Consider the following 18,075-nt stretch of genomic DNA (forward strand, 5'->3'; position numbering starts at 1 on the left):
TCAGCGTCCCGTCCACTGTGGACTGCGGCCCGCCGACCACGCGGCGTAGAACTCCTTGTGGTCCTTGGCGGTCATCAGCAGTGCCTGGGTGATGGCTTCGAGCTCGATGGAGCTGCCGAGGTCCATGTCCAGCTCGCGGGTGAGCAGGACCTTGGTGGTCGAGTAGGCGAGCGCGGGGCCGTCGGCGAGGCGCCGGGCGAGCGCGGCCGCGGCGGCGGGAAGTTCTTCGTCGTCGACGACCTGGCTCGCCAGGCCGATCGCCTCCGCGCGCTCGGCGGGCAGTTTGTCGCCGAGCATCAGCAGTTCGGTCGCCCTGCCGAGGCCGACCAGGCGTGGCAGCAAGTAGGCCGAGCCCATGTCGGCACCGGCGAGACCGACCTTCGTGAACAGGAACGCGAACTTCGCCGAGCGGGCGAGCAGCCGGAAATCGCTGGCCAGCGCGATCACCGAGCCCGCGCCGGCGGCGACACCGTTGACGGCCGCGATCACCGGCAGCGGGCACTCCCGCAGCGCCTTGACGACCGCGCCGGTCATCCGCGTGAACTCCAGCAGCTCGGCCGTCTCCATCTTCTGCAGCTCGCCGATGATCTCTTCGACGTCGCCGCCGGAACAGAAGCCGCGGCCTTCGCCGGTGAGGACCAGCACGCGCACGTCGTCGCGGTGCGGCAGCTCGGCCAGCAGGTCACGCAGGTCGGCGTAGACGTCGAAGGTCAGGGCGTTGAGCTTCTCCGGCCGGTTGAGCGTGAGGGTGGCGACGCCGTCGGCGACATCGAAATCGAAATGCGCCCAGTTCTCGGTGATCTTCGCGGACGCGCGGAACGGGCTCACTTCTGGATTCCTCCTCCGTCGAGGACAAGGGTCTGTCCGTTGATGGCCGCCGCTTCTTCGGCGGCCAGGAACGCCACCGCGAAGGCGACTTCGGCTGGTTCGAGCAACCGGCCGAGCGGGGACGCGGCGGCCAGCGCGGCCTCCGCGTCGGCCTCGGCGCGGCCGGTGGTTTCGGTGATCCGCGAGATCGAGGTCGCGGTCATGTCCGTGCGCACGAACGCCGGGCAGACCGCGTTGGCCGTGACCCCGGTGCCCGCGACCTCGGCCGCGACCGCGCGCATCAGCCCGACGGCGGCGTGTTTCGAGGCGGTGTACCCGGCCGTGTAGCGGTAGCCGGCGTGCGAGGCCGTCGACGCCACGGTGACGATCCTGCCCCGGTTTCGTTCGCGCATGCCCGCCAGCACCGCGCGGGTGCAGAGGAACGCGCCGGTGGCGTTGACGTCGATCTGGGCATGCCAGTCGGCGAGCTTCGTCTTGGCGAGCGGGGCGCTCGCGGAGATACCCGCGTTGTTCACCAGCACATCGACCGGCCCGAGCCCGTCGAAGAACTCGCGGACGGCGGTCTCGTTCGTGACGTCGCAGTCTTTCCGCCCCGGCGCGACGACCTCGTCGCCCGCGGCGCGGAACCGGTCCGCGATCGCGGCGCCGATGCCCCTGGTGCCGCCGGTGACGACGACGAGCCTGGTCATGGCCTGGTCCGGAGCGCGCGGCGGTCGAGCTTGCCGTTGGCGGTACGGGGGAGTTCGGGCACGAAGCACACCTCTCGCGGATATTTGTGGGCCGCGAGGTGTTCTCGCGCGTAGTCCTGCAGCTCGGTCTCGGTCACCGTGGCGCCCTCGCCGACGACGACGTAGGCGCGCGAAAGCACCAGGCCGTCCTTCTCGTGGCCGACGACCGCGCAGTCGACGACATCGGGACGGCCGAGCAGGCAGTCCTCGATCTCGCCTGGCGCCACGAACACCCCGCCGACCTTGAGCAGATCGTCGGCCCGGCCATGGTGCGTGAAGAAGCCTGCCTCGTCCCGGCTGAAGAGGTCACCGCTGCGCAAGGTGTCGCCGTGGAAGGTGCGCCGGGACTTTTCGGCGTCACCCCGGTACTCGCGGGCGATGGTCGGGCCGGTGACCTCGAGCGCGCCGATCTCACCGTCGGGCAACTCCTGGTCGAGTTCGTCGATGACCCTGACCTGGTAGCCGGGCACGGCTTGGCCGAGACTGCCGCGCCGCGTCTGGCCAGGCCGGTTCGACAGGTAGATGTGATACGCCTCGGACGAGCCGATCCCGTCGACGACTTCGACGCCGAAAGTGTTGTCCCACTTGCGATGCAGCTCGGACGGCAGCGCCTCGCCCGCCGAGGTGCAGAGCCGGACCGAGCTCAGATCCTGCTTCGCCGCGTCCGGATGCGCGACCATCGCGCTCATCATGGTCGGCACGTTGACGAGCACGGTCGGCCGGTGCCGCGCGATCAGCTCGAACATCAGATCCGCCGTGCTGCGTTCGGGGAACGGGATCCCGGCCGCGCCGGCCCCGAACGGGAACAACGCGACGAGATCGCGGGCATACCCGAAGAACAGCTTCGGCACGGCGAGCACCCGATCGTCCTCGCGCACGCCGAGCACGCCCTTCGCGTAAAGCTCGAAGCTCTTCAGCGGGCTGCTGATCGGGTGGGTGCACGCCTTGGGTGAGCCGGTGCTGCCGGTGGTGAACTTCCAGATCACGATGTCGTCGGGCCCGCGCGGTACGGCCTCCAGCTCAGGCGAGGCCTGCGCCACGAGCGTCTCGAAGGAACGCTCACCCGCGCGCAGTTCTTCTTCGGGGACACCGCGCACGAGCAGGTCCGTCGCGCCCGCCTCACGCAGCGCGGGCAACGTGACAGCGTCCGCGACGACGAGCTTTGCCTCGGTGTAGCCCAGGTAGTAGGTGTAGTCCTTGGGCTGCAGGAACGGATAGACCTCCGCGGTCACCGCGCCGATCTTCTGCGCGGCATACCAGGTCGCGACGAACTCGACGCCGTCGCTGAGCGCCAGCAGCACCATCTGTCCACTTCGGACACCCAGCTCGGCGAGCACGTTTCCGATGCGGTTGGTCAGTGTCGCGAGCTCGGCATAGCTGGTCGCACCGGCATCGGTGATCAACGCCGGATTGGCGCCACGGCCCTCGGAAACGTTGCGGTCGACGAAAAAGGAAGCAAGGTTCACACGCACTCCCGGATCGTCTCGATCAGCATCTCGGTGAGGATTTCGAAGGTCGCTTCGCCTTCGCCCGGCGTCGCTTCGGCCGGTGCGCCGCAATAGGCCTGGTGCATGCCCATCGCCTGGAAGTCGTCGCGGCCTTCGCGCATCGCTGTCGGCATGTCGACAGGCAGGTAGGGGAGCGCGCGCATGGCTTCGGCGTCGACCAGTTCGGGACGGTCGGCCAGCACGAGCGACGTCTCGTACCGTCCGGCATGGCATTCACCGGCCTGGAACTCTTCGGTCAGCCGCTGCGCGTTCCGCCGCCTGATCAAGTCCAGATAGCCGATTTTCTTGCCGTGCAAGGATTCCACGGTCTCGACGACGCGGCGCAGCGTCGCGACGTGCGCGGGCTCGAAGTGGTTGTTGACGATGACCACACGCGGCAGTCCCTGCTCGATCAGCGCGGCGCAGACATCGACGACCAGCGAGTGCAACGTCTCTTCGCCGACGTGCACACCACCCGCGAACCCCGCGGCGAACCTGGTCACCCCATAGGCAAGCGCGGGCAGGACGAGGACCCGGACGTCCGGATCGTCCGCCAGCCTGGCCGCCGCCCTGACGCACATGCCGTGCGAGATGAGCGGATCCGTGCCGAGTGGAGCGTGCGGGCCATGCGGCTCGATCGCGCCGACCGGCAGCAGCAGCACCGGGACGCGCGCGCCTTCGCGGATCGCCGCCACCTGGGGTGAAGTGAGATCCGCGAAGTTCGTCACCAGATTTAACCTACATGGCAGCGGGGTCATGTGTATAGAGTTGCCGCATGGACGACGGGTTCTCGCCGCAGGAGCTGGTGATGACGCTGCTCGGCAGCCATGTCCAGCCCCGCGAAACTCGCCATGTCTGGTCGGGCGGACTCGTCCTCCTGCTCGCCGAGCTGGGCTTTTCCGACGGCGCGGCTCGTATCGCGCTCGCCCGCCTCGCCCACCGCGACCTGCTCGCCAGGCACAAGCAGGGCAGGCACGTGCACTACTCGCTGACCCGCCGCACGCTCGCCGTGCTCGAGGACGGCGACCGCCGCATCTTCTCCCTCGGCCGCGCCGAACGCCCGGCAGGCGACTGGACGGTGCTCTGGCAGAGCATCCCGGAGACCCGCCGCCGCGCCCGCGAACGGCTCGTCCGCCGCCTGCGCTTCCTCGGCTTCGGCTCACTCCAGGACGGCACCTGGCTCGCCCCGCTCGACCGTGAGGCCGAGGTGCTCGCCCTGCTCGCCGAGCTGGACGTCACCGAGCACGCGAGCCTGCTGCTCGGCAGGCCGTCAGCCGCGCTGGACCTGCGCGCCTTCGTCACCAGGGCATGGGACCTCGACGAACTCGACCGCCGCTACCGCAAGTTCGTCGCCGAGTTCGGCTCGGCGGGCGAACCCGGCTCGGACCGCGACGCGTTCCGCCTGCGGACCAGGCTCGTGCACACCTTCCGCGAGTTCCCCGCACTCGACCCGGAACTACCGGGCGAGCTCATCCCCGTGCCGGGGAAACGAGCGGCCGCGGTGGCTCTGTTCCATGATCTGTACGCGGCGCTCGCACCCGCGGCGCAGCGCCACTTCGATGAGGTGACCCGAGTATGACCAGCACAGATACCCAGGCAGCGCTGAGCTACACGTCCTACCTGGCGCTCGACGACCTACTGGCCGCACAGCACCCGCGCTCCGACGAGCACGACGAACTGCTGTTCATCGTGATCCACCAGGTCTACGAGCTGTGGTTCAAGCAGATCCTGCACGAGGTGCTGCACCTGCAGGAGTGCCTGGAGGCCGGGCGGACCCCGCACGCCATCCGCACCCTGCGCCGCGTGCTCACCATCCTCAAGGTGGTCGTCAAGCAGATCGACGTGCTGGAGACCATGACACCCAGCCAGTTCAACAGCTTCCGTGCCAGGCTCGACGCGTCCAGCGGCTTCCAGTCCGCGCAGTTCCGCGAGCTGGAGGCCGTGCTCGGGCGCCGGGACGAGCACGTGTTCGCGCACTACCCCGAGGGCGGTGAGGCCCGCGCCCGTATCGCCGCCGCGATGTCGCGGCCCTCGCTGTACGACTCCTTCATCACCTACCTTTCGACTCAGGGCTACCAGGTCCCGGCAGGCCGGGACGTCACCAAACCCGCCGAGCCCTCACCCGCGATGCAGGAGGTCCTGCTCGACGTCTACCGCGACGACAAGGGCTCCTCGGTCGTCGCCGAGCACCTCGTCGACTTCGACGAGGGCATGCAGGAATGGCGGTACCGCCACGTCAAGATGGTCGAACGCACCATCGGCGACAAGACCGGCACCGGCGGCTCCTCGGGCGCCGCCTACCTGCGCTCCACCCTGTTCAAGCCGATGTTCGCCGACCTCTGGGCCGTACGGAGCCACCTGTGACCACTGAGCCCACGAACACCGAGCCTGCGCCCGGTCTCGACGCGCTCCGCCGCGAACCCAACGCACTCGCGTCGCACTACACGCGGTTCCGGGTCGCCGATCGCCTCCTCCTTTCCGGTCACTCCCATCAGGCTTGGCCCGACGTCGCCGCCGAGGGCCTCACCGAAGCCTTCGCGGACGCCGCCGAGGGCGTGGACGGCAAGTGGGACGCCGCCTTCGTCAAGGCCGACGAGGTCCGCGCCGGCTTCCGCGAGGTGCTTTCCGATCCGCGGGCCCAGATCGCGTTGGGTGCCAGCACCCACGACCTGGTGGTCCGTCTGCTGTCCTCTTGGGACCTTCGCCGCCGTCCCCGCCTGGTGACGACCGACGGCGAGTTCCACACCCTCCGCCGCCAGCTGGCCAGGCTGGCCGAGGAGGGCGTCGAACTCGTCCGCGTCCCCGCGGCTCCGGCGGCGACCCTCGCCGAACGGCTCGCCGACGAGGTCGCCAAGGATCACGAGCGCACCTGCGCCGTGCTCGTTTCGGCCGTGTTGTTCGAGACTTCACGCCTCGTACCCGGGCTCAGTTTCCTGGCCGAAGCCTGTCGCAACCGGTCCGTCGAGCTCGTCGTCGACGCCTACCACGCGCTCGGCGTGGTGCCGTTCTCCTTGCACGATCTCGGGCTCACCAACGCGTGGGTGCTCGGTGGTGGGTACAAATACCTCCAGCTGGGTGAGGGCAACTGTTTCCTCAGGCTCCCCGCGCACGCGCAGGAACTGCGGCCGGTCGTGACCGGGTGGTACGCCGAATTCGGCGCGCTCGCGGACGAGCGACGACCCGGGCTCGTCGCCTACGCCGAGGGCGCCGACCGCTTCGCCGGTGCCACCTACGACCCGACCAGCCACTACCGTGGTGCCAGGGTCTTCCGTTTCTTCGCCGAGCACGGGCTCACCCCGGAATTCCTTCGCGAGGTGTCACAGCACCAGGTCGGCCTGCTGTCCGCCGCGTTCGACCGGCTCGATCTGCCGGAGCACGTGGCCACCCGCGACCGGGATACCCCGCTCGGCAGCATCGGCGGGTTCCTTTCCTTACGCTGCAAGGATGCTTCCGGTCTGCAGGCGGCATTGGCGGAGCGCGGCGTGCGCACCGACAGCCGTGGTGAGTACCTGCGTTTCGGGCCCGCGCCCTATCTTTCGGACGCGCAGCTCGAAGCCGCCATGGCGGTGCTCGGCGAGGTCGCGCGCTAAGGCACACCCTCCAGCGGACGCCGGAGTTCGGCGATCCTTTCCCGCCATTGCCTGGCGTCCGCTGTGTCCGCCCACAAATCGGCCAGTTCCGAGTCCTCGGCGACGACCCTGTCTAGCGCCTTCATCGCGAGCGCGCGCAGCTCCAGCGGGATCGGCGGGATTCTCAGTTCCGGCCCGTACGCCGCGCTGACCGGTCTGCCGCCCGGTAGCTGGGCGACCACGACGGCCGCGGCGGCGACCGCCGACGCGGCGGAATCCGTTTCCAGATAACCGTTTTCGCCGGCGGCCACGCTCAGTGTTTCGTGGATGGCCGTGATCCTGGACTCGGCATCGAGATCGTCGAGGTGATTGCTGAAATCGGCGGCGCTGTCGTTTTCGAACGGCCCGGTTCCCCAGGTGCCCATCTTCGTCCTCCTAGTTCGGGTTTTCCGACACTGAGAACGCTAGACCCGGGGTACGACAGTTTTCGTCCGGCGTCAGGAAAAATGGCGGTTGAGCAGGGCGAGTACCGCGTCCGGGGCTTCCACGTGCGCGTTGTGGCCGAGGTTCGGCAGCACGGCGAAGTCGACCCCGAAGTCACGCAGGTGCGTTTCCGGCGACATCGGGTCGTTTTCCCCGGCAGCCAACAGAACCTGCCCCTTGCTCACCGAGATGAGCCCGTGCATGTCCGGCGCGCCGACGGCGAACGCGAGCGGGTCCAGCGCGGTCCGCCAGCCGTCCTCTCCGGACACCAGACCGGGCGAGATCAGCGGAGAACTGTTGTCCCACAAGCCGAACAGCCCGGCGACCTTCAGCCATCGCTCGGCCGCCTCTTCGCGCGTGGCGAACACCCGGGCCGGTTTCGCCGCCACGGCGGCCGCCTTCGCGAGATCGTCCGGCGTCCATTCCACCTTGATCCCGAGCCCGCACACTGCGCGCACCGGCACGCCGAACCAGCCGCTCGCCAGCGTCAGCCCGAGCACCCCGCCCAGCGAATGCCCGAGCACGATGATCTCCGAGCCCGGCAGTTCCGCCGCGACCGCCGCGGCGAGCCCGCCGAAGGTGTAGCGCGCCAGCGGCTCGGAGCGGCCGTGACCAGGCAGGTCTGGAACGATCCAGCTTCCCTGCCACGACTCGCGCAGGTGCGTTTCGAAGCCGTTCCACACCTCGCCGGTGGCGCCGAGGCCGTGGAGCAGCAGGAGCGTGGGACCGTCACCGGTGGTCTCGGTTCGCATGTGCACGCACTGATCCTGGCAGGACTTGGGAAACCGGGCGAGGCCCGTTTGGCGTGTCGCCTGCCCGCCATCTAGGTTGCTCTTCGGAACCGCCGGCGCGGAGGAACGACCTTCCCCGCTCGGGTGGATCCGGACAACCGGGAACCAAGCGCGTGCGCCACAAGCCACGCGCCGGTGAAGACAAAGGAGTCACCACCGTGACCGAAGGTGTGTTCGACCACGCCCACGAGCAAGTTGTTTTCTGCCACGACAGAGCTTCCGGGCTCAAGGCGATCATCGGCCTCTACTCCACCGCGCTGGGCCCAGGGCTCGGCGGCACCCGTTTCTACCCCTACGCTTCCGAGGCCGACGCGCTCGCCGACGTGCTCGCGCTGTCGAAGGGCATGGCCTACAAGAACGCGCTCGCCGGGCTCGACCTCGGCGGCGGCAAGGCCGTCATCATCGGCGATCCCGCCAAGATCAAGTCCGAGGCGCTGCTGCGCGCGTTCGGCCGCTTCGTGCAGTCGCTCGGCGGGCGCTACATCACCGCCTGCGACGTCGGCACCTACGTCAAGGATATGGACATCGTGGCCCGCGAGTCGCGGTTCGTGACCGGCCGCTCGCCGGAGGACGGCGGCGCCGGCGACTCGTCCGTGCTCACCGCGTTCGGCGTCTACCAGGGTATGCGCGCCTCGGCCGACCAGCTGTGGGGGACGCCGGAGCTGGGCGGACGCCGGGTCGGCGTCGCGGGCGTCGGCAAGGTCGGGCACATCCTGGTCGGTCACCTGGTCGAGGCGGGCGCGCGGGTGGTCATCACCGACGTCTCGCCGAAGGCCATCGAGCGCACGCTCGCCGAGTACCCGGGCGTCGAGGTCGTCGCCGACGCCGACGCGCTGATCCGCGAGGACGTCGACGTCTTCGCGCCGTGCGCGCTCGGCGGTGCGCTCACCGACGAGACCGTCGCGCTGCTCAAGGCCAAGATCGTCTGCGGCGCGGCGAACAACCAGCTCGCGCACCCCGGCGTCGGCAAGCTCCTCGACGACCGCGGCATCCTGTTCGCGCCGGACTACCTGGTCAACTCGGGTGGCGTGATCCAGGTCAGCGACGAGCTGCACGGCTTCGACTTCGCCCGCGCGAAGCGCAAGACCGCCGAAATCTTCGACACGACGAAGGCCGTGTACGCGCTGGCGCTGGCCGACGGCGTGCCGCCGGCGACGGCCGCTGACCGGCTCGCGGAGCGGCGGATGTCCGAGGTCGGCAGGCTGCGGTCCATCCTTACCGTGTGATCGAACTTTTCGACGAGGCGGGCGTGCGGGGTTTCCTGCACGCCCGCCATCTCGGTTCCACGGCCGAGGTCTCGCTGGACGCCGACGCGCCGGTCGTGCTCGCGTCCGTGGTCAAGGTGCCGCTGGTGCTCGAATTCGCCCGTCAGGTCGCGGCCGGGCAGCTCGATCCCACGGACCGGGTCAAAGCCCGCGCGGCCGACCGGCTCGGCGGCACGGGGATGGCGGGATGCGCCGACGACGTCGAGATGAGCCTGCGCGACGCGGCGCTGGCGGCATTATCCGTCAGCGACAACACCGCGGCCGACCTCCTGTTCGACCGGGTCGGCGTCGGCAACGTCCGCTCTCTCATGGCCGAGCTGGGGCTCACCTCGACCCGGATCGTCGGCGCGCCGAAGGACGTCCTGCGCACCATCATCGAGGACGAGGGCCGCGACGTCCGCGCGCTGGATCCCTTACGCACCACGGCGAGCACGGCGCGCGAGATGACCAGGCTGCTCGAGCTCGTCTGGCGTGACGAGGCGGGCCCGCCGGAAGCGTGCCGCCAGGTCAGGGACCTGCTCGGCTTCCAGCTCAACTGGTACCGCGTCGCCGCCGCGTTCGACGACGACGTCGCCTACGCCGGCAAGACGGGCACCCTGCCGCAGATCCGCAACGAGATCGGGGTCGTCACCTATCCGGACGGCGAGCAGTACGCGATCGCGGTGTTCACGACCGGCCGGTACACCGGACGGCGGCCGGATATCGACCGCGCGATCGGCGCCGCCGCGCGGACCGCCGTCGATCAGCTGCGCGCGTAGAAAGCGTCCCAAGGCCGGACCCCGGGCGCGGGCTCCGGCAGGACCTGCGAGACGCCGTCGCCCTCCAATACGCGAATGGCTATCGAAGCCAAGCGCGAGGCTTGCGGATGCGCGCTCGAAGCGGGCCACGCGAAGGACATGCTCATGCTGAGCGAGTCCGTGAGCGGCCGCCAGACGACCCCGGGTTCCTTGCGTGCCACCGGTTCGAAGGCGACACCCTGCCCGGCGAGCACGAGCCCGAGCACGAACTCCGGGTTGCGCGCGTGGTGGATCCGCGTCGGCCGGAAGCCGTGTTCCCAGCAGGTCCGCAGCAAGCGGTCGTAGCAGCCAGGCGAGGTGGCGCGCGGGAAGATCACCAGGCCCTGACCGGCGAGCTCGGCCAGTCCGAGTTCGGCGCGCCTGGCCAGTGGTGAGTCGCGGGGCAGCACGACGCCGAGCGGGGTGTCGACGGCCGCGCCGAGCTCCAAGCCGACGACATCGATCGGATGCTGCAGGAGACCGGCGTCGAGCTGCCGGTCGGCGAGCAGTCGGACCTGCTCCGCGCTGCTGAGTTCCTGCAAGTCCAGGCGCACACCGGGGCAGTGCTCGCCGAACGCGGTGAGGATCGCGGCCAGCGTCCGGCCGGGCAGCTCCGGCGGGACACCTGCCCGCAGCGCGTCGGTCTCCCCGCGATGGGCCTTGGCGACGAGCGTGGTCGCGCGGTCCCAGCGGGCGAGCAGGTCACGGGCCTCGGCGACCAGTAGCTGACCGGCTTCGGTCAGTTCGACGTGCCTGCCGCGGTCGAACAGCCGTGCGTCCAGGTCGGCTTCGAGCCGCCGGATGCGCTGGCTCAGCGGCGGCTGGGCGATGCCGAGCCGGTCCGCGGCGCGGCCGAAATGCAGTTCTTCGGCGACCACGAGGAAGTAGCGCAGCGATCGCAAGGTGTCCACGCTGCGACGATAGCCGATCACATATCGACAAGCCGACTTCGTGATCTTGGACAGCGGTGTCGGCGCTGTGGTTCCTTCGCCGTCATGACCGAGAAAATCAGCAGGCGAGGACTCTTCGGCGTGAGCGCGGGCGCGGCGGCGGTCCTCGCCGGCGCGCAGCCCGCCGCGGCCGCGCCGCGCAACACCGGATTCTCCTTGCGCTGGTGGGGAAACAACAGCTGGGAGATCCGGCTGGGGGAGAAGCGGGTGCTCATCGACCCCTGGCTCACCCGCTTCAAGACCGGCACCTACCGCCCTGAAGGCGCCGACCCGGACACCTTGCTCGAGGTGAACAGGAAGCTGATCGATCGCTACGTCGACAGCGGCGAGCTGCGTGCCGACCACATCCTGGTCACCCACGGGCATTACGACCATCTGACCGATGTGCCTTACCTGGCCAAGAAAACCGGGGCGACGGTGCTGGGCACCGAGACTCACTTAAGCCTTATGAAGGCACTAGGCGCTCCGGAAGACCAGCTCGCCGTCGCGAGCGGTGGGGAGTATCTGACCTTCGACGGCTACACCATCCGGGTGGTGCGTTCGCTGCATTCGGCGGTCGGGCCGCGCGCGCAGGTGCCGTTCCCCGGTTCGCGGACGCTGTCGTGTCGCGACGTGCCGAAGCGGATCAAGGATCTGGTGGAGGGTGGCACGCTGTCCTACCAGGTCAGCGGTGGTGGACTCAGCGTGCTGAACTTCGGCGGCTCGAACTACGTCGAGTCGGAGCTCGCGGGCCTGCGCCCGGACGTGCTGCTCATGCCCGCCGGCGGCGGGAAGGTCTTCGACTACGCGTCACGCCTGCTCAGGACGCTGGGCAACCCGGCTTACGTGGTGCCGACGCATTGGGATGACTTCGACTTCCCGCTGGACGAGCCCGCCAAGGACTACGGCGGCCTGACCCCGTTGCGGGAGGCCGTCGCCAAGGCGAGCCCGTCGAGCAGGTTCGTGGTCGTGGACCACTTGCAGACCTTTACGCCCTAGCCGCTCTTACGCCGGAAAGTGCGCTTGTTCGCCGCTGGGCCGTGGGCGTGCTGGTTCTTGCCGCCCCCGTTCTCGTGCGACGAGCCGGAGCGGGCCTTCGCGTGCTTGCGTTCGAGCGCTTCCTTGAACCTGCGCTTGACGTCGTCCTCTCCGTCGTTTTCCGACGGCGTGGGTTCAGACATGGCTACCTCCGAGGTGACGACGTGGATCAGGCCCAGCCTTCCAGTTGTCGGGGTGGATGGCGAGTCGATTTCGACACGTGTCACGTCGATGCGTAGCTGTGCTATATGTAGTGGAGCTACTTATAGGGCGAACAGGGGAGCGCACGATGAGGAAACTGCTGGTGGGGATGGCCGTGCTGGTCGCGGCGACGGGGATCGTGACGGCTTCGGCGGCCGCAGAACCGGCCGGGCACGGTGATCAGGCGGCCTTCGACCGGGTCCGCGACGCCCAGATCGCCGCGTGGGCGAAGGGGGACGGCGCCGCGTTCGCCGCGACGTTCACCGCCGACGCGGACCTGGTCACCTTCAACGGGGACTACCTGAAGACCCGCGAGGGCATCGCCAAGGGGATGCAGTACTACTTCGACAACTTCATCAAGGGGTCGAAGATCAAGCCGGTCACCGAGCACGTCCGCTACCTCGAGCCGGACGCGGTGATCATCGTCAGGGACACCTGCCTGATCAACGCGGGCGAGACCGACTGCCGGGACGGGTCACTGTCCAGGAACACGAACGTGCTGGTCAAGCAGCGTGGACGCTGGCTGCAGGCGTCGTTCCAGAACACCAGGGTGGTCCCCCTGCCCTCAAGCTCGTGAGTGGTATTGCCGGTTCTATTGGGCGGAAAGTCAAACATGGCGTGGTCGGCGCTTCGACGATGTGGCGTTTGGGCCATCTGACGGCTCAAACACCGCATCGTCAGCCCGCTCGCCGCTGCGCGAAGGGCCCGTTGTGCGGGGTTTTCGGCCGCTCAGTGGCCGAAAACCCCGCACAACCCACCAGTGCACACCGACTGATGACGTGAACGCCTCGTTCGCAACGCACGACGTTGCGAACGAGGCGTTCACGTCATCCGAAGCGACCCAACCAGCCCAAGAATATGCTCAAAGAAGCCTAAAGCGGACAAAAGGTCAGACTGCGGAGTCCTCCGACGCCCCATTTGCGCGGCGGAAGTCGGCTACCGCCGCGCCACCTTTGCCTTTCCCCTCAATAACCGGCAATACCACTCACGACTACTGGTACACGGTCACCGTCGAGAATCCGTGCCGAGGCCGCAGCTTCACGGCCAGCCCGGGGAACTCGCCGGTGGCCATGGTCCAGCCGGTCGGCTTGGCGCGGAGCTGCTCGACGGTCGACTGATCGGCAGGCCTGCCGTCGATCAGCACCCGCGCGCCCGCCGGGACGGACGGGATCAGCAGTTCCGTCTCGGCCGGTGCGCCGGTGACCGTCATGGTCAGCGTCCGGCCGAACCGCCAGGTCGTGAGCTTGCCGCCGGACGGGCTGTCGACGCAGGCCGAGGCGTCCGGCGAGACCAGCCAGCCGGCGCGGTCCTTGCGGTCCAGGTCGTTGAGTCCCCAGGCCTTCTCGAACAGCTCGGGGCTCCGGAAGTTGAACGCGACAGCCGAACCCGCACGCAGGTACAGCGGGAAGTCGTCCAAAGTGGACTCGCGCACCACGTGCCTGCCACCTTCGACGACCTTGCCCGCGTAGAGGTCGATCCACTGGCCGGGTGGCAGGTAGACGTCGACCGGCGTGGGCAGGCCCGCGGCACCGTCGGCCTCGGCGCGGTCGGCGGTGACCGGTGCGGCGAGGAGGTCGGAGCCGATCATGAACTGCTGGTCTGCTTTCCACGCCTCCTCGTCGCCGGGGTACTGGAAGCCCATCGGACGGTTGATGGGCGTGCCGGTCCGTGAAGCGCGTTTCGCCTCTTCGTAAAGGTAGGGGAACAGCTCGTAGTGCAGGATCGTCGACTTGCGGAAGCGGTCGACCGTGGCCGGGTCGTACACCCACGGCGTCGCGTTGCGGCCGGGGCCGCCGACTTCGAAGACCGGCGAGACCGCGGAAAGCTGGGCCCAGCGGGTGAACAGCGTCGGGCTCGGCGAGTCGCTCGCGACCTTGCGGTAGCCGCCGGTGTCGGAGCCCTGCACGGGATGCCCGGCGCCCCACGAGTTGATCGCGCGGCGGGTGGTCAGGCGCAGACCGTCGAAGCTCATGTCGGCGTCCGCCTGCCAGAACCCGCGCAGCACGGTCGACATGCCGGGATAGCCGGACCGGAAGAGCATCGTGTAGTCGTCGCCGTGGACGTTGCGCAGCGCGTTGGCCACCGTCTCGGCGTAGAGCTGCGGATACCTGTTGTGCACCAAGGTTCCCGGCCCGCCCTGGAAGGTCGACAGCTCCAGGTCGTTCTCGTCGCCGCGGTCGCCCTTGACGAAGTCGACGCCCATGCGGAACACGCTCTCCAGCTTGGCCTGGTAGTGCGCGCGGGCGACCGGGTTGGTCAGGTCGATGTCCCAGGTGTTCTTGTCCGACACCACGAACGAACCCTCGGGATAGTCGTGCGGGCACGGCTGCCCGCCCGCGGTCTTCGCGAGGAACGGCGCGACCCACACTCCCAAGTGGACACCATGCGCGTGCAGGGTGTCGATCATTCCCTGGGGATCGGGGAACTGGCGGCTGTCGAACTTCAGCGCGCCGATGCACGCGGTGCCGACGGGAGTGCCTTCCGGGCCCTGCTCCCACGGATTGTCGATCCAGATGGTGTCGAGCGGAATCCCCGCCTTCTGCAGCTCGACCATGTCCTCGATGACCTCGTTCTGGCTGAGGATCTTGTCGCGCCACTTGATCGACGCGAACTGACGCGCCGGCGGCAGCACGGGCAGGCCGACCTTCGCGAAGTACTGCGCGCTCACGTGTTCCGGGTTGCCCGCGTAGATCTCGTAGGCGAGCTTGTTGTCCTTGAAGCAGAATTGCGTCCGGTCGGGAACGCCGAGCGTGACCGGGCACAGCGGCGGGTTGGTGTCGCAGGTCAGGAACGGTTCCGCCGCGCCGGGGAAGGCGATCCGGCCGGTGGCGGTGGTGTCCAGATAGACGCCGTAACCCTGTGAGCTCAGGAAGAACGGGCTCGCCGCACCGCTCTGGTTGCACTTGCCGAGCGTCGACGCGCCGGTGAACATCGCCTTGTTGAAGACGACTTTTCCTTTGAGGTCAACGAAGAGCGAGGACGCGCCGCCGCCGAGGAAGTGTTCGGAGGTATTTCCGGTCAACGCTTCGTATACTTGAGTGACCCCGGTGTCGGGTGTGAGCGTCCAGGCGACACGCAGGCCGCGTGGTGTCCGGGTGACGTCGACCTGCGCGGTGCGGGTGGCTTCGTCGGTGGCGACCTGGTAGCGGGATCCGCCGGGAATTCGTTGCGTCGCAAGCAGATCCGTGGCGCGGTGGGTGGTGCCGTCGGCCAGCAGATAGGACAGCCGGTTGCCGGGGCCGGTCGCCGAGCCCGGCGCTTGGCCGATCAGCGGTTTGTGGTGCTGAGTGAAATTCAGTTGGAAGGGGGCTTTCGTCGCGGTCCAGGCGAAGTCGCCGTGGGCCGCGTCCGGGGCCGCGGCCGAGGTCGTCGCGGTCAGGCCGCCGGCAACGAGCAGCGCGACGAGCCCCGCGACCAGTGTTCTGTGCAGGCGCATGCCGATCCTTTCAGGCGGGCTGGCCGTTGATCGTGCTGTCGCGGAACGTCAGGTCGTCCGTGTTGGTGATCGCGTTCGGGCTCGCGATGTTCGTGAACGTGCTGGTGGTGACGCGGACCTTGCCGATGTGCGCGTCCGGCAGCCCGGTGAAGCTCGCGGCGATCTTGCCGCCGTCGATCTTCATGCCGTCGACGGTGATGTTCCGGATGACCGGGTTCACGCCCGCGGTGCCGCCGCCGTTGTAGAGCATGCTGACGAACAGGACCTCGCGTTCGACGCCGGTGCCGTGGATGTTCCGCAGGTGGATGCCGTCGACGACTCCGCCGCGGTCGGTGTTCGTCTTGATGTAGAGCGCGTGCTTGATCGGGTAGCGGCCGGGGAAGTCGGGCGCGTTGATCTCGCAGTCGCGCGCGAAGATGTCGTACGCGCCGCCAGACATTTCGCTGCCGACGGTCACGCCACCCCACCTGCCGGAGAACTTGCAGCGCTCGACGACGACATCGCGCGTCGGGATGCCGACCCGGCGGCCGTCGACGTCACGGCCGGACTTGATCACCACACAGTCGTCGTTGGTGTCCATCCGGCAGCCGACGATGTGCGCGTACCGCGTCGAATCGAGGTCGACGCCGTCGCCCTGGCTGTTGGTGGTGCGGAAGGTGACATTCTCGACGGTGACGTTCTGGCAGAACACCGGGTGCAGTGACCACATCGGCGGGTTCTTGATCTCGACGCCGCTGATCAGGATGTTCCGGGAGTTGTAGAGCCCGATGAAGCTCGGCCGGATCTTGTGGCCTTCGCCGAACACGCGCTGCTCGACGGGCACGCCGTCGTTGCCCATCTTGCGCAGCAAGGCGGTGTCGGCGTTGTTGCTCCCGAAGCTCGACCACGGCCCCTGCGGGCCACGGCCGTCGAGCGTGCCCTGCCCGGTGATCGCGATGTCGCACGCGCCGTCGGCGTGGATGAACGGGCGATAGTTGTAGCAGAGCGTGCCTTCGTAGCGGACCCGGACGACCGGGAGGTAGTCGGCGGGCTCGGTGCTGAACGTGACGGTCGCGCCCGCTTCCAGGTGCAGGTCGACGTTGCTCAGCAGCTCGATCGGCCCGGTGAGGAAGGTGCCCGCCGGCACGACCACTCGCCCGCCGCCCGCGCGATGGCACGCGGTGATCGCTCTTCGGAAGGCTTCGGTGTTCTTGGTGACGCCGCCGTCGACCGCACCGAACTTGGTGACGTCGAAGGTGCGATGGGGGAACCGCGGCGGCCGGATCCTGGCGAGCAGCCAAGGCACCTTGTGCCACGGATCCAAGATCGACGCTTCAGCGGTCTGGCCGGCGAACGGAAGCGCCGCGAGCGCGGCGGTCCCGGCGAGGAAAGCCCGGCGTGAGGGATTCACGAGTCGCTCCCAACTGCGGTGGCGGAAGGACAACTCGGACATAGTATCTGGTATATGATGTGTGTCCAGAGGTCGTGAGTGGTACGGCCGGTTCTAACCGGCTAAAACACTCACGAGCCCAATTCTCGGTCCGGGTAGGGGACCGGGCCGGACCAGCGCACCGCGTCGCGCGCCAGCTCGTGGCCGCAGTGTTCGCAGATCAGGATCGGGCGCAGCCGCTCGTCGCATTCGACGTGGGTGAGGGTGATGTCCGGGTCCTGGCCTGGCGACTCGAACTCCCGCGACCATTCCGCGATGAAGGCCAGCGCGGGAAAGAAGGCGAGGCCTTTGGCCGTGAGCCGGTACGCGCGGGCGTCGGTGCGGGTGCTGGCGGTCTCCGTGCGCAGGACGTCGAGTTCGACCAGGCGGGTGAGGCGGTCGGACAGGACGCTCGGGCCGATGCCCAGTTCGCGTTCGAACTCCGAGAAGTGCCGGGCGCCGAGCAGCGCGGAGACCACGATGCCGGTCGACCAGCGGTCGCCGAGGAGTTCCATGGTGTCGGGGAAGAACAGCAGCGGATCCGACGCCAGCGCCTCGGCGTCCTTGCGGCGGAAGCGCTTGGACGCGGTCGCGGCGGCGACGCCGGTCGAGTCGAGGCGGCGGGCGCGGACGTCACGGGCGTCGACGCGGCGGACGCAGTGGACGCAGCCGAGCGGCGCTGCTGTAGCCAGCCCGCAGTCGGCGTGGATCAACGTCGGCAGCACCTCGCGGCGGCCGTCGACCCACTGGCGTTCCCACGACCAGATCGAAACCAGCAGTGGCCAGAGCGCGAGACCGCGCTCGGTGAGGCGGTATTCGTGCCGGGTGCGGCGCGCGTCGCGGTAGGGGGTGCGGATCAGGACTCCGGCTTCGACCAGGTCGCGCAGGCGGCCGGACAGTGCCGTCGGCGAGATGCCGAGCCGTAGCCGCAGTTCCTCGTAGCGCCGGTAGCGGAAGAAAAAGCTCTGCAAAATGAGCAGCGTCCACTGGTCGCCGAGCAGTTCGAGCGCACGGCGAAGTGGGTCGCCCGCAGGCCGGACGCGGCGCGCTGGTGCTTCTGTCACCGAGGTCCCCTCTGGGTTGTCGCGCGTTCAGCCTACATGCTGGCTACAGCAAAAGGAGCCTATTGACGGCTG

Annotated in this window: 18 protein-coding genes; 7 read left to right on the forward strand and 11 right to left on the reverse strand. The window is 68.7% G+C overall.

Annotation, left to right across the window (positions count from 1 at the left end):
* From AB5J62_RS08635 to AB5J62_RS08650, 4 genes are read right to left on the reverse strand one after another with little or no spacing between them, the layout of a single operon-like run.
* Positions 1–828: an enoyl-CoA hydratase family protein gene (locus AB5J62_RS08635; RefSeq protein ID WP_370947607.1), complete on the reverse strand. Its 828-nt coding sequence runs from the start codon at positions 826–828 to the stop codon at positions 1–3.
* Positions 825–1,517 carry an SDR family NAD(P)-dependent oxidoreductase gene (locus AB5J62_RS08640; RefSeq protein WP_370947608.1) on the reverse strand — a complete coding sequence of 231 codons (693 nt, stop codon included), beginning with the start codon at positions 1,515–1,517 and terminating at the stop codon, positions 825–827. The genes AB5J62_RS08635 and AB5J62_RS08640 overlap by 4 nt, the downstream gene beginning before the upstream one ends.
* Positions 1,514–3,028, reverse strand: a complete 1,515-nt coding sequence (locus tag AB5J62_RS08645) for a benzoate-CoA ligase family protein (RefSeq protein WP_370947609.1) — start codon at positions 3,026–3,028, stop codon at positions 1,514–1,516. The genes AB5J62_RS08640 and AB5J62_RS08645 overlap by 4 nt, the downstream gene beginning before the upstream one ends.
* Positions 3,019–3,771 carry a creatininase family protein gene (locus tag AB5J62_RS08650; RefSeq protein ID WP_370947610.1) on the reverse strand — a complete coding sequence of 251 codons (753 nt, stop codon included), beginning with the start codon at positions 3,769–3,771 and terminating at the stop codon, positions 3,019–3,021. The genes AB5J62_RS08645 and AB5J62_RS08650 overlap by 10 nt, the downstream gene beginning before the upstream one ends.
* A 47-nt stretch (positions 3,772–3,818) precedes the next feature.
* On the opposite strand from AB5J62_RS08650, the gene AB5J62_RS08655 reads away from it, so the two are divergent.
* From AB5J62_RS08655 to AB5J62_RS08665, 3 genes are read left to right on the forward strand one after another with little or no spacing between them, the layout of a single operon-like run.
* Positions 3,819–4,622, forward strand: a complete 804-nt coding sequence (locus tag AB5J62_RS08655) for a PaaX family transcriptional regulator C-terminal domain-containing protein (protein WP_370947611.1) — start codon at positions 3,819–3,821, stop codon at positions 4,620–4,622.
* Entirely contained in the window at positions 4,619–5,407 is a 789-nt protein-coding gene (locus AB5J62_RS08660; RefSeq protein WP_370947612.1) for a tryptophan 2,3-dioxygenase, read from the forward strand. Before AB5J62_RS08655 ends, AB5J62_RS08660 begins: the two co-directional genes overlap by 4 nt.
* The gene (locus AB5J62_RS08665; RefSeq protein WP_370947613.1) at positions 5,404–6,633 is read left to right on the forward strand and encodes a kynureninase; all 1,230 of its coding nucleotides are present in this window, start codon (positions 5,404–5,406) and stop codon (positions 6,631–6,633) included. Before AB5J62_RS08660 ends, AB5J62_RS08665 begins: the two co-directional genes overlap by 4 nt.
* On the opposite strand, the gene AB5J62_RS08670 is transcribed toward AB5J62_RS08665, so the two are convergent.
* Positions 6,630–7,037, reverse strand: a complete 408-nt coding sequence (locus AB5J62_RS08670; RefSeq protein WP_370947614.1) for a DUF4259 domain-containing protein — start codon at positions 7,035–7,037, stop codon at positions 6,630–6,632. The genes AB5J62_RS08665 and AB5J62_RS08670 overlap by 4 nt on opposite strands.
* Positions 7,038–7,109: 72 nt before the next feature.
* Complete coding sequence (locus AB5J62_RS08675) at positions 7,110–7,847, reverse strand: alpha/beta fold hydrolase (protein WP_370950216.1); 738 nt, start codon at positions 7,845–7,847, stop codon at positions 7,110–7,112.
* A gap of 197 nt (positions 7,848–8,044) precedes the next feature.
* Between AB5J62_RS08675 and AB5J62_RS08680 the strand changes: the two genes are divergently transcribed.
* Positions 8,045–9,112 carry a Glu/Leu/Phe/Val dehydrogenase dimerization domain-containing protein gene (locus tag AB5J62_RS08680; protein ID WP_370947615.1) on the forward strand — a complete coding sequence of 356 codons (1,068 nt, stop codon included), beginning with the start codon at positions 8,045–8,047 and terminating at the stop codon, positions 9,110–9,112.
* On the forward strand, positions 9,109–9,909 hold the full coding sequence (locus AB5J62_RS08685; protein ID WP_370947617.1) for a serine hydrolase: 801 nt from the start codon (positions 9,109–9,111) through the stop codon (positions 9,907–9,909). The genes AB5J62_RS08680 and AB5J62_RS08685 overlap by 4 nt, the downstream gene beginning before the upstream one ends.
* On the opposite strand, the gene AB5J62_RS08690 is transcribed toward AB5J62_RS08685, so the two are convergent.
* Entirely contained in the window at positions 9,894–10,838 is a 945-nt protein-coding gene (locus AB5J62_RS08690; protein ID WP_370947618.1) for a LysR substrate-binding domain-containing protein, read from the reverse strand. The genes AB5J62_RS08685 and AB5J62_RS08690 overlap by 16 nt on opposite strands.
* An 84-nt stretch (positions 10,839–10,922) precedes the next feature.
* Between AB5J62_RS08690 and AB5J62_RS08695 the strand changes: the two genes are divergently transcribed.
* Complete coding sequence (locus AB5J62_RS08695; protein WP_370947619.1) at positions 10,923–11,855, forward strand: MBL fold metallo-hydrolase; 933 nt, start codon at positions 10,923–10,925, stop codon at positions 11,853–11,855.
* Here AB5J62_RS08695 and AB5J62_RS08700 read toward each other — a convergent pair.
* Positions 11,852–12,037 (reverse strand): DUF5302 domain-containing protein, encoded by a 186-nt coding sequence (locus tag AB5J62_RS08700; RefSeq protein WP_091294399.1) that lies wholly within the window; start codon positions 12,035–12,037, stop codon positions 11,852–11,854. The two genes, AB5J62_RS08695 and AB5J62_RS08700, sit on opposite strands and share 4 nt — an antisense overlap.
* A gap of 146 nt (positions 12,038–12,183) precedes the next feature.
* Here AB5J62_RS08700 and AB5J62_RS08705 point away from each other — a divergent pair, with 146 nt between their 5' ends.
* Entirely contained in the window at positions 12,184–12,672 is a 489-nt protein-coding gene (locus AB5J62_RS08705; protein ID WP_370947620.1) for an SgcJ/EcaC family oxidoreductase, read from the forward strand.
* Between the two features lie 414 nt (positions 12,673–13,086).
* Here AB5J62_RS08705 and AB5J62_RS08710 read toward each other — a convergent pair whose 3' ends face one another.
* The 3 genes from AB5J62_RS08710 to AB5J62_RS08720 form a co-directional block, all read right to left on the reverse strand.
* Entirely contained in the window at positions 13,087–15,531 is a 2,445-nt protein-coding gene (locus tag AB5J62_RS08710) for a glycoside hydrolase family 31 protein (RefSeq protein WP_370947621.1), read from the reverse strand.
* Positions 15,532–15,541: 10 nt separating this feature from the next.
* Positions 15,542–16,921, reverse strand: a complete 1,380-nt coding sequence (locus tag AB5J62_RS08715; RefSeq protein ID WP_370947622.1) for a glycoside hydrolase family 28 protein — start codon at positions 16,919–16,921, stop codon at positions 15,542–15,544.
* A gap of 110 nt (positions 16,922–17,031) precedes the next feature.
* Positions 17,032–18,003 (reverse strand): winged helix-turn-helix transcriptional regulator, encoded by a 972-nt coding sequence (locus AB5J62_RS08720; protein ID WP_370947623.1) that lies wholly within the window; start codon positions 18,001–18,003, stop codon positions 17,032–17,034.
* Positions 18,004–18,075 lie beyond the last annotated feature (72 nt).

Origin of the sequence: Amycolatopsis sp. cg5 (assembly GCF_041346955.1) — a bacterium.
In the GTDB taxonomy this organism is placed as follows: Bacteria; Actinomycetota; Actinomycetes; order Mycobacteriales; family Pseudonocardiaceae; genus Amycolatopsis.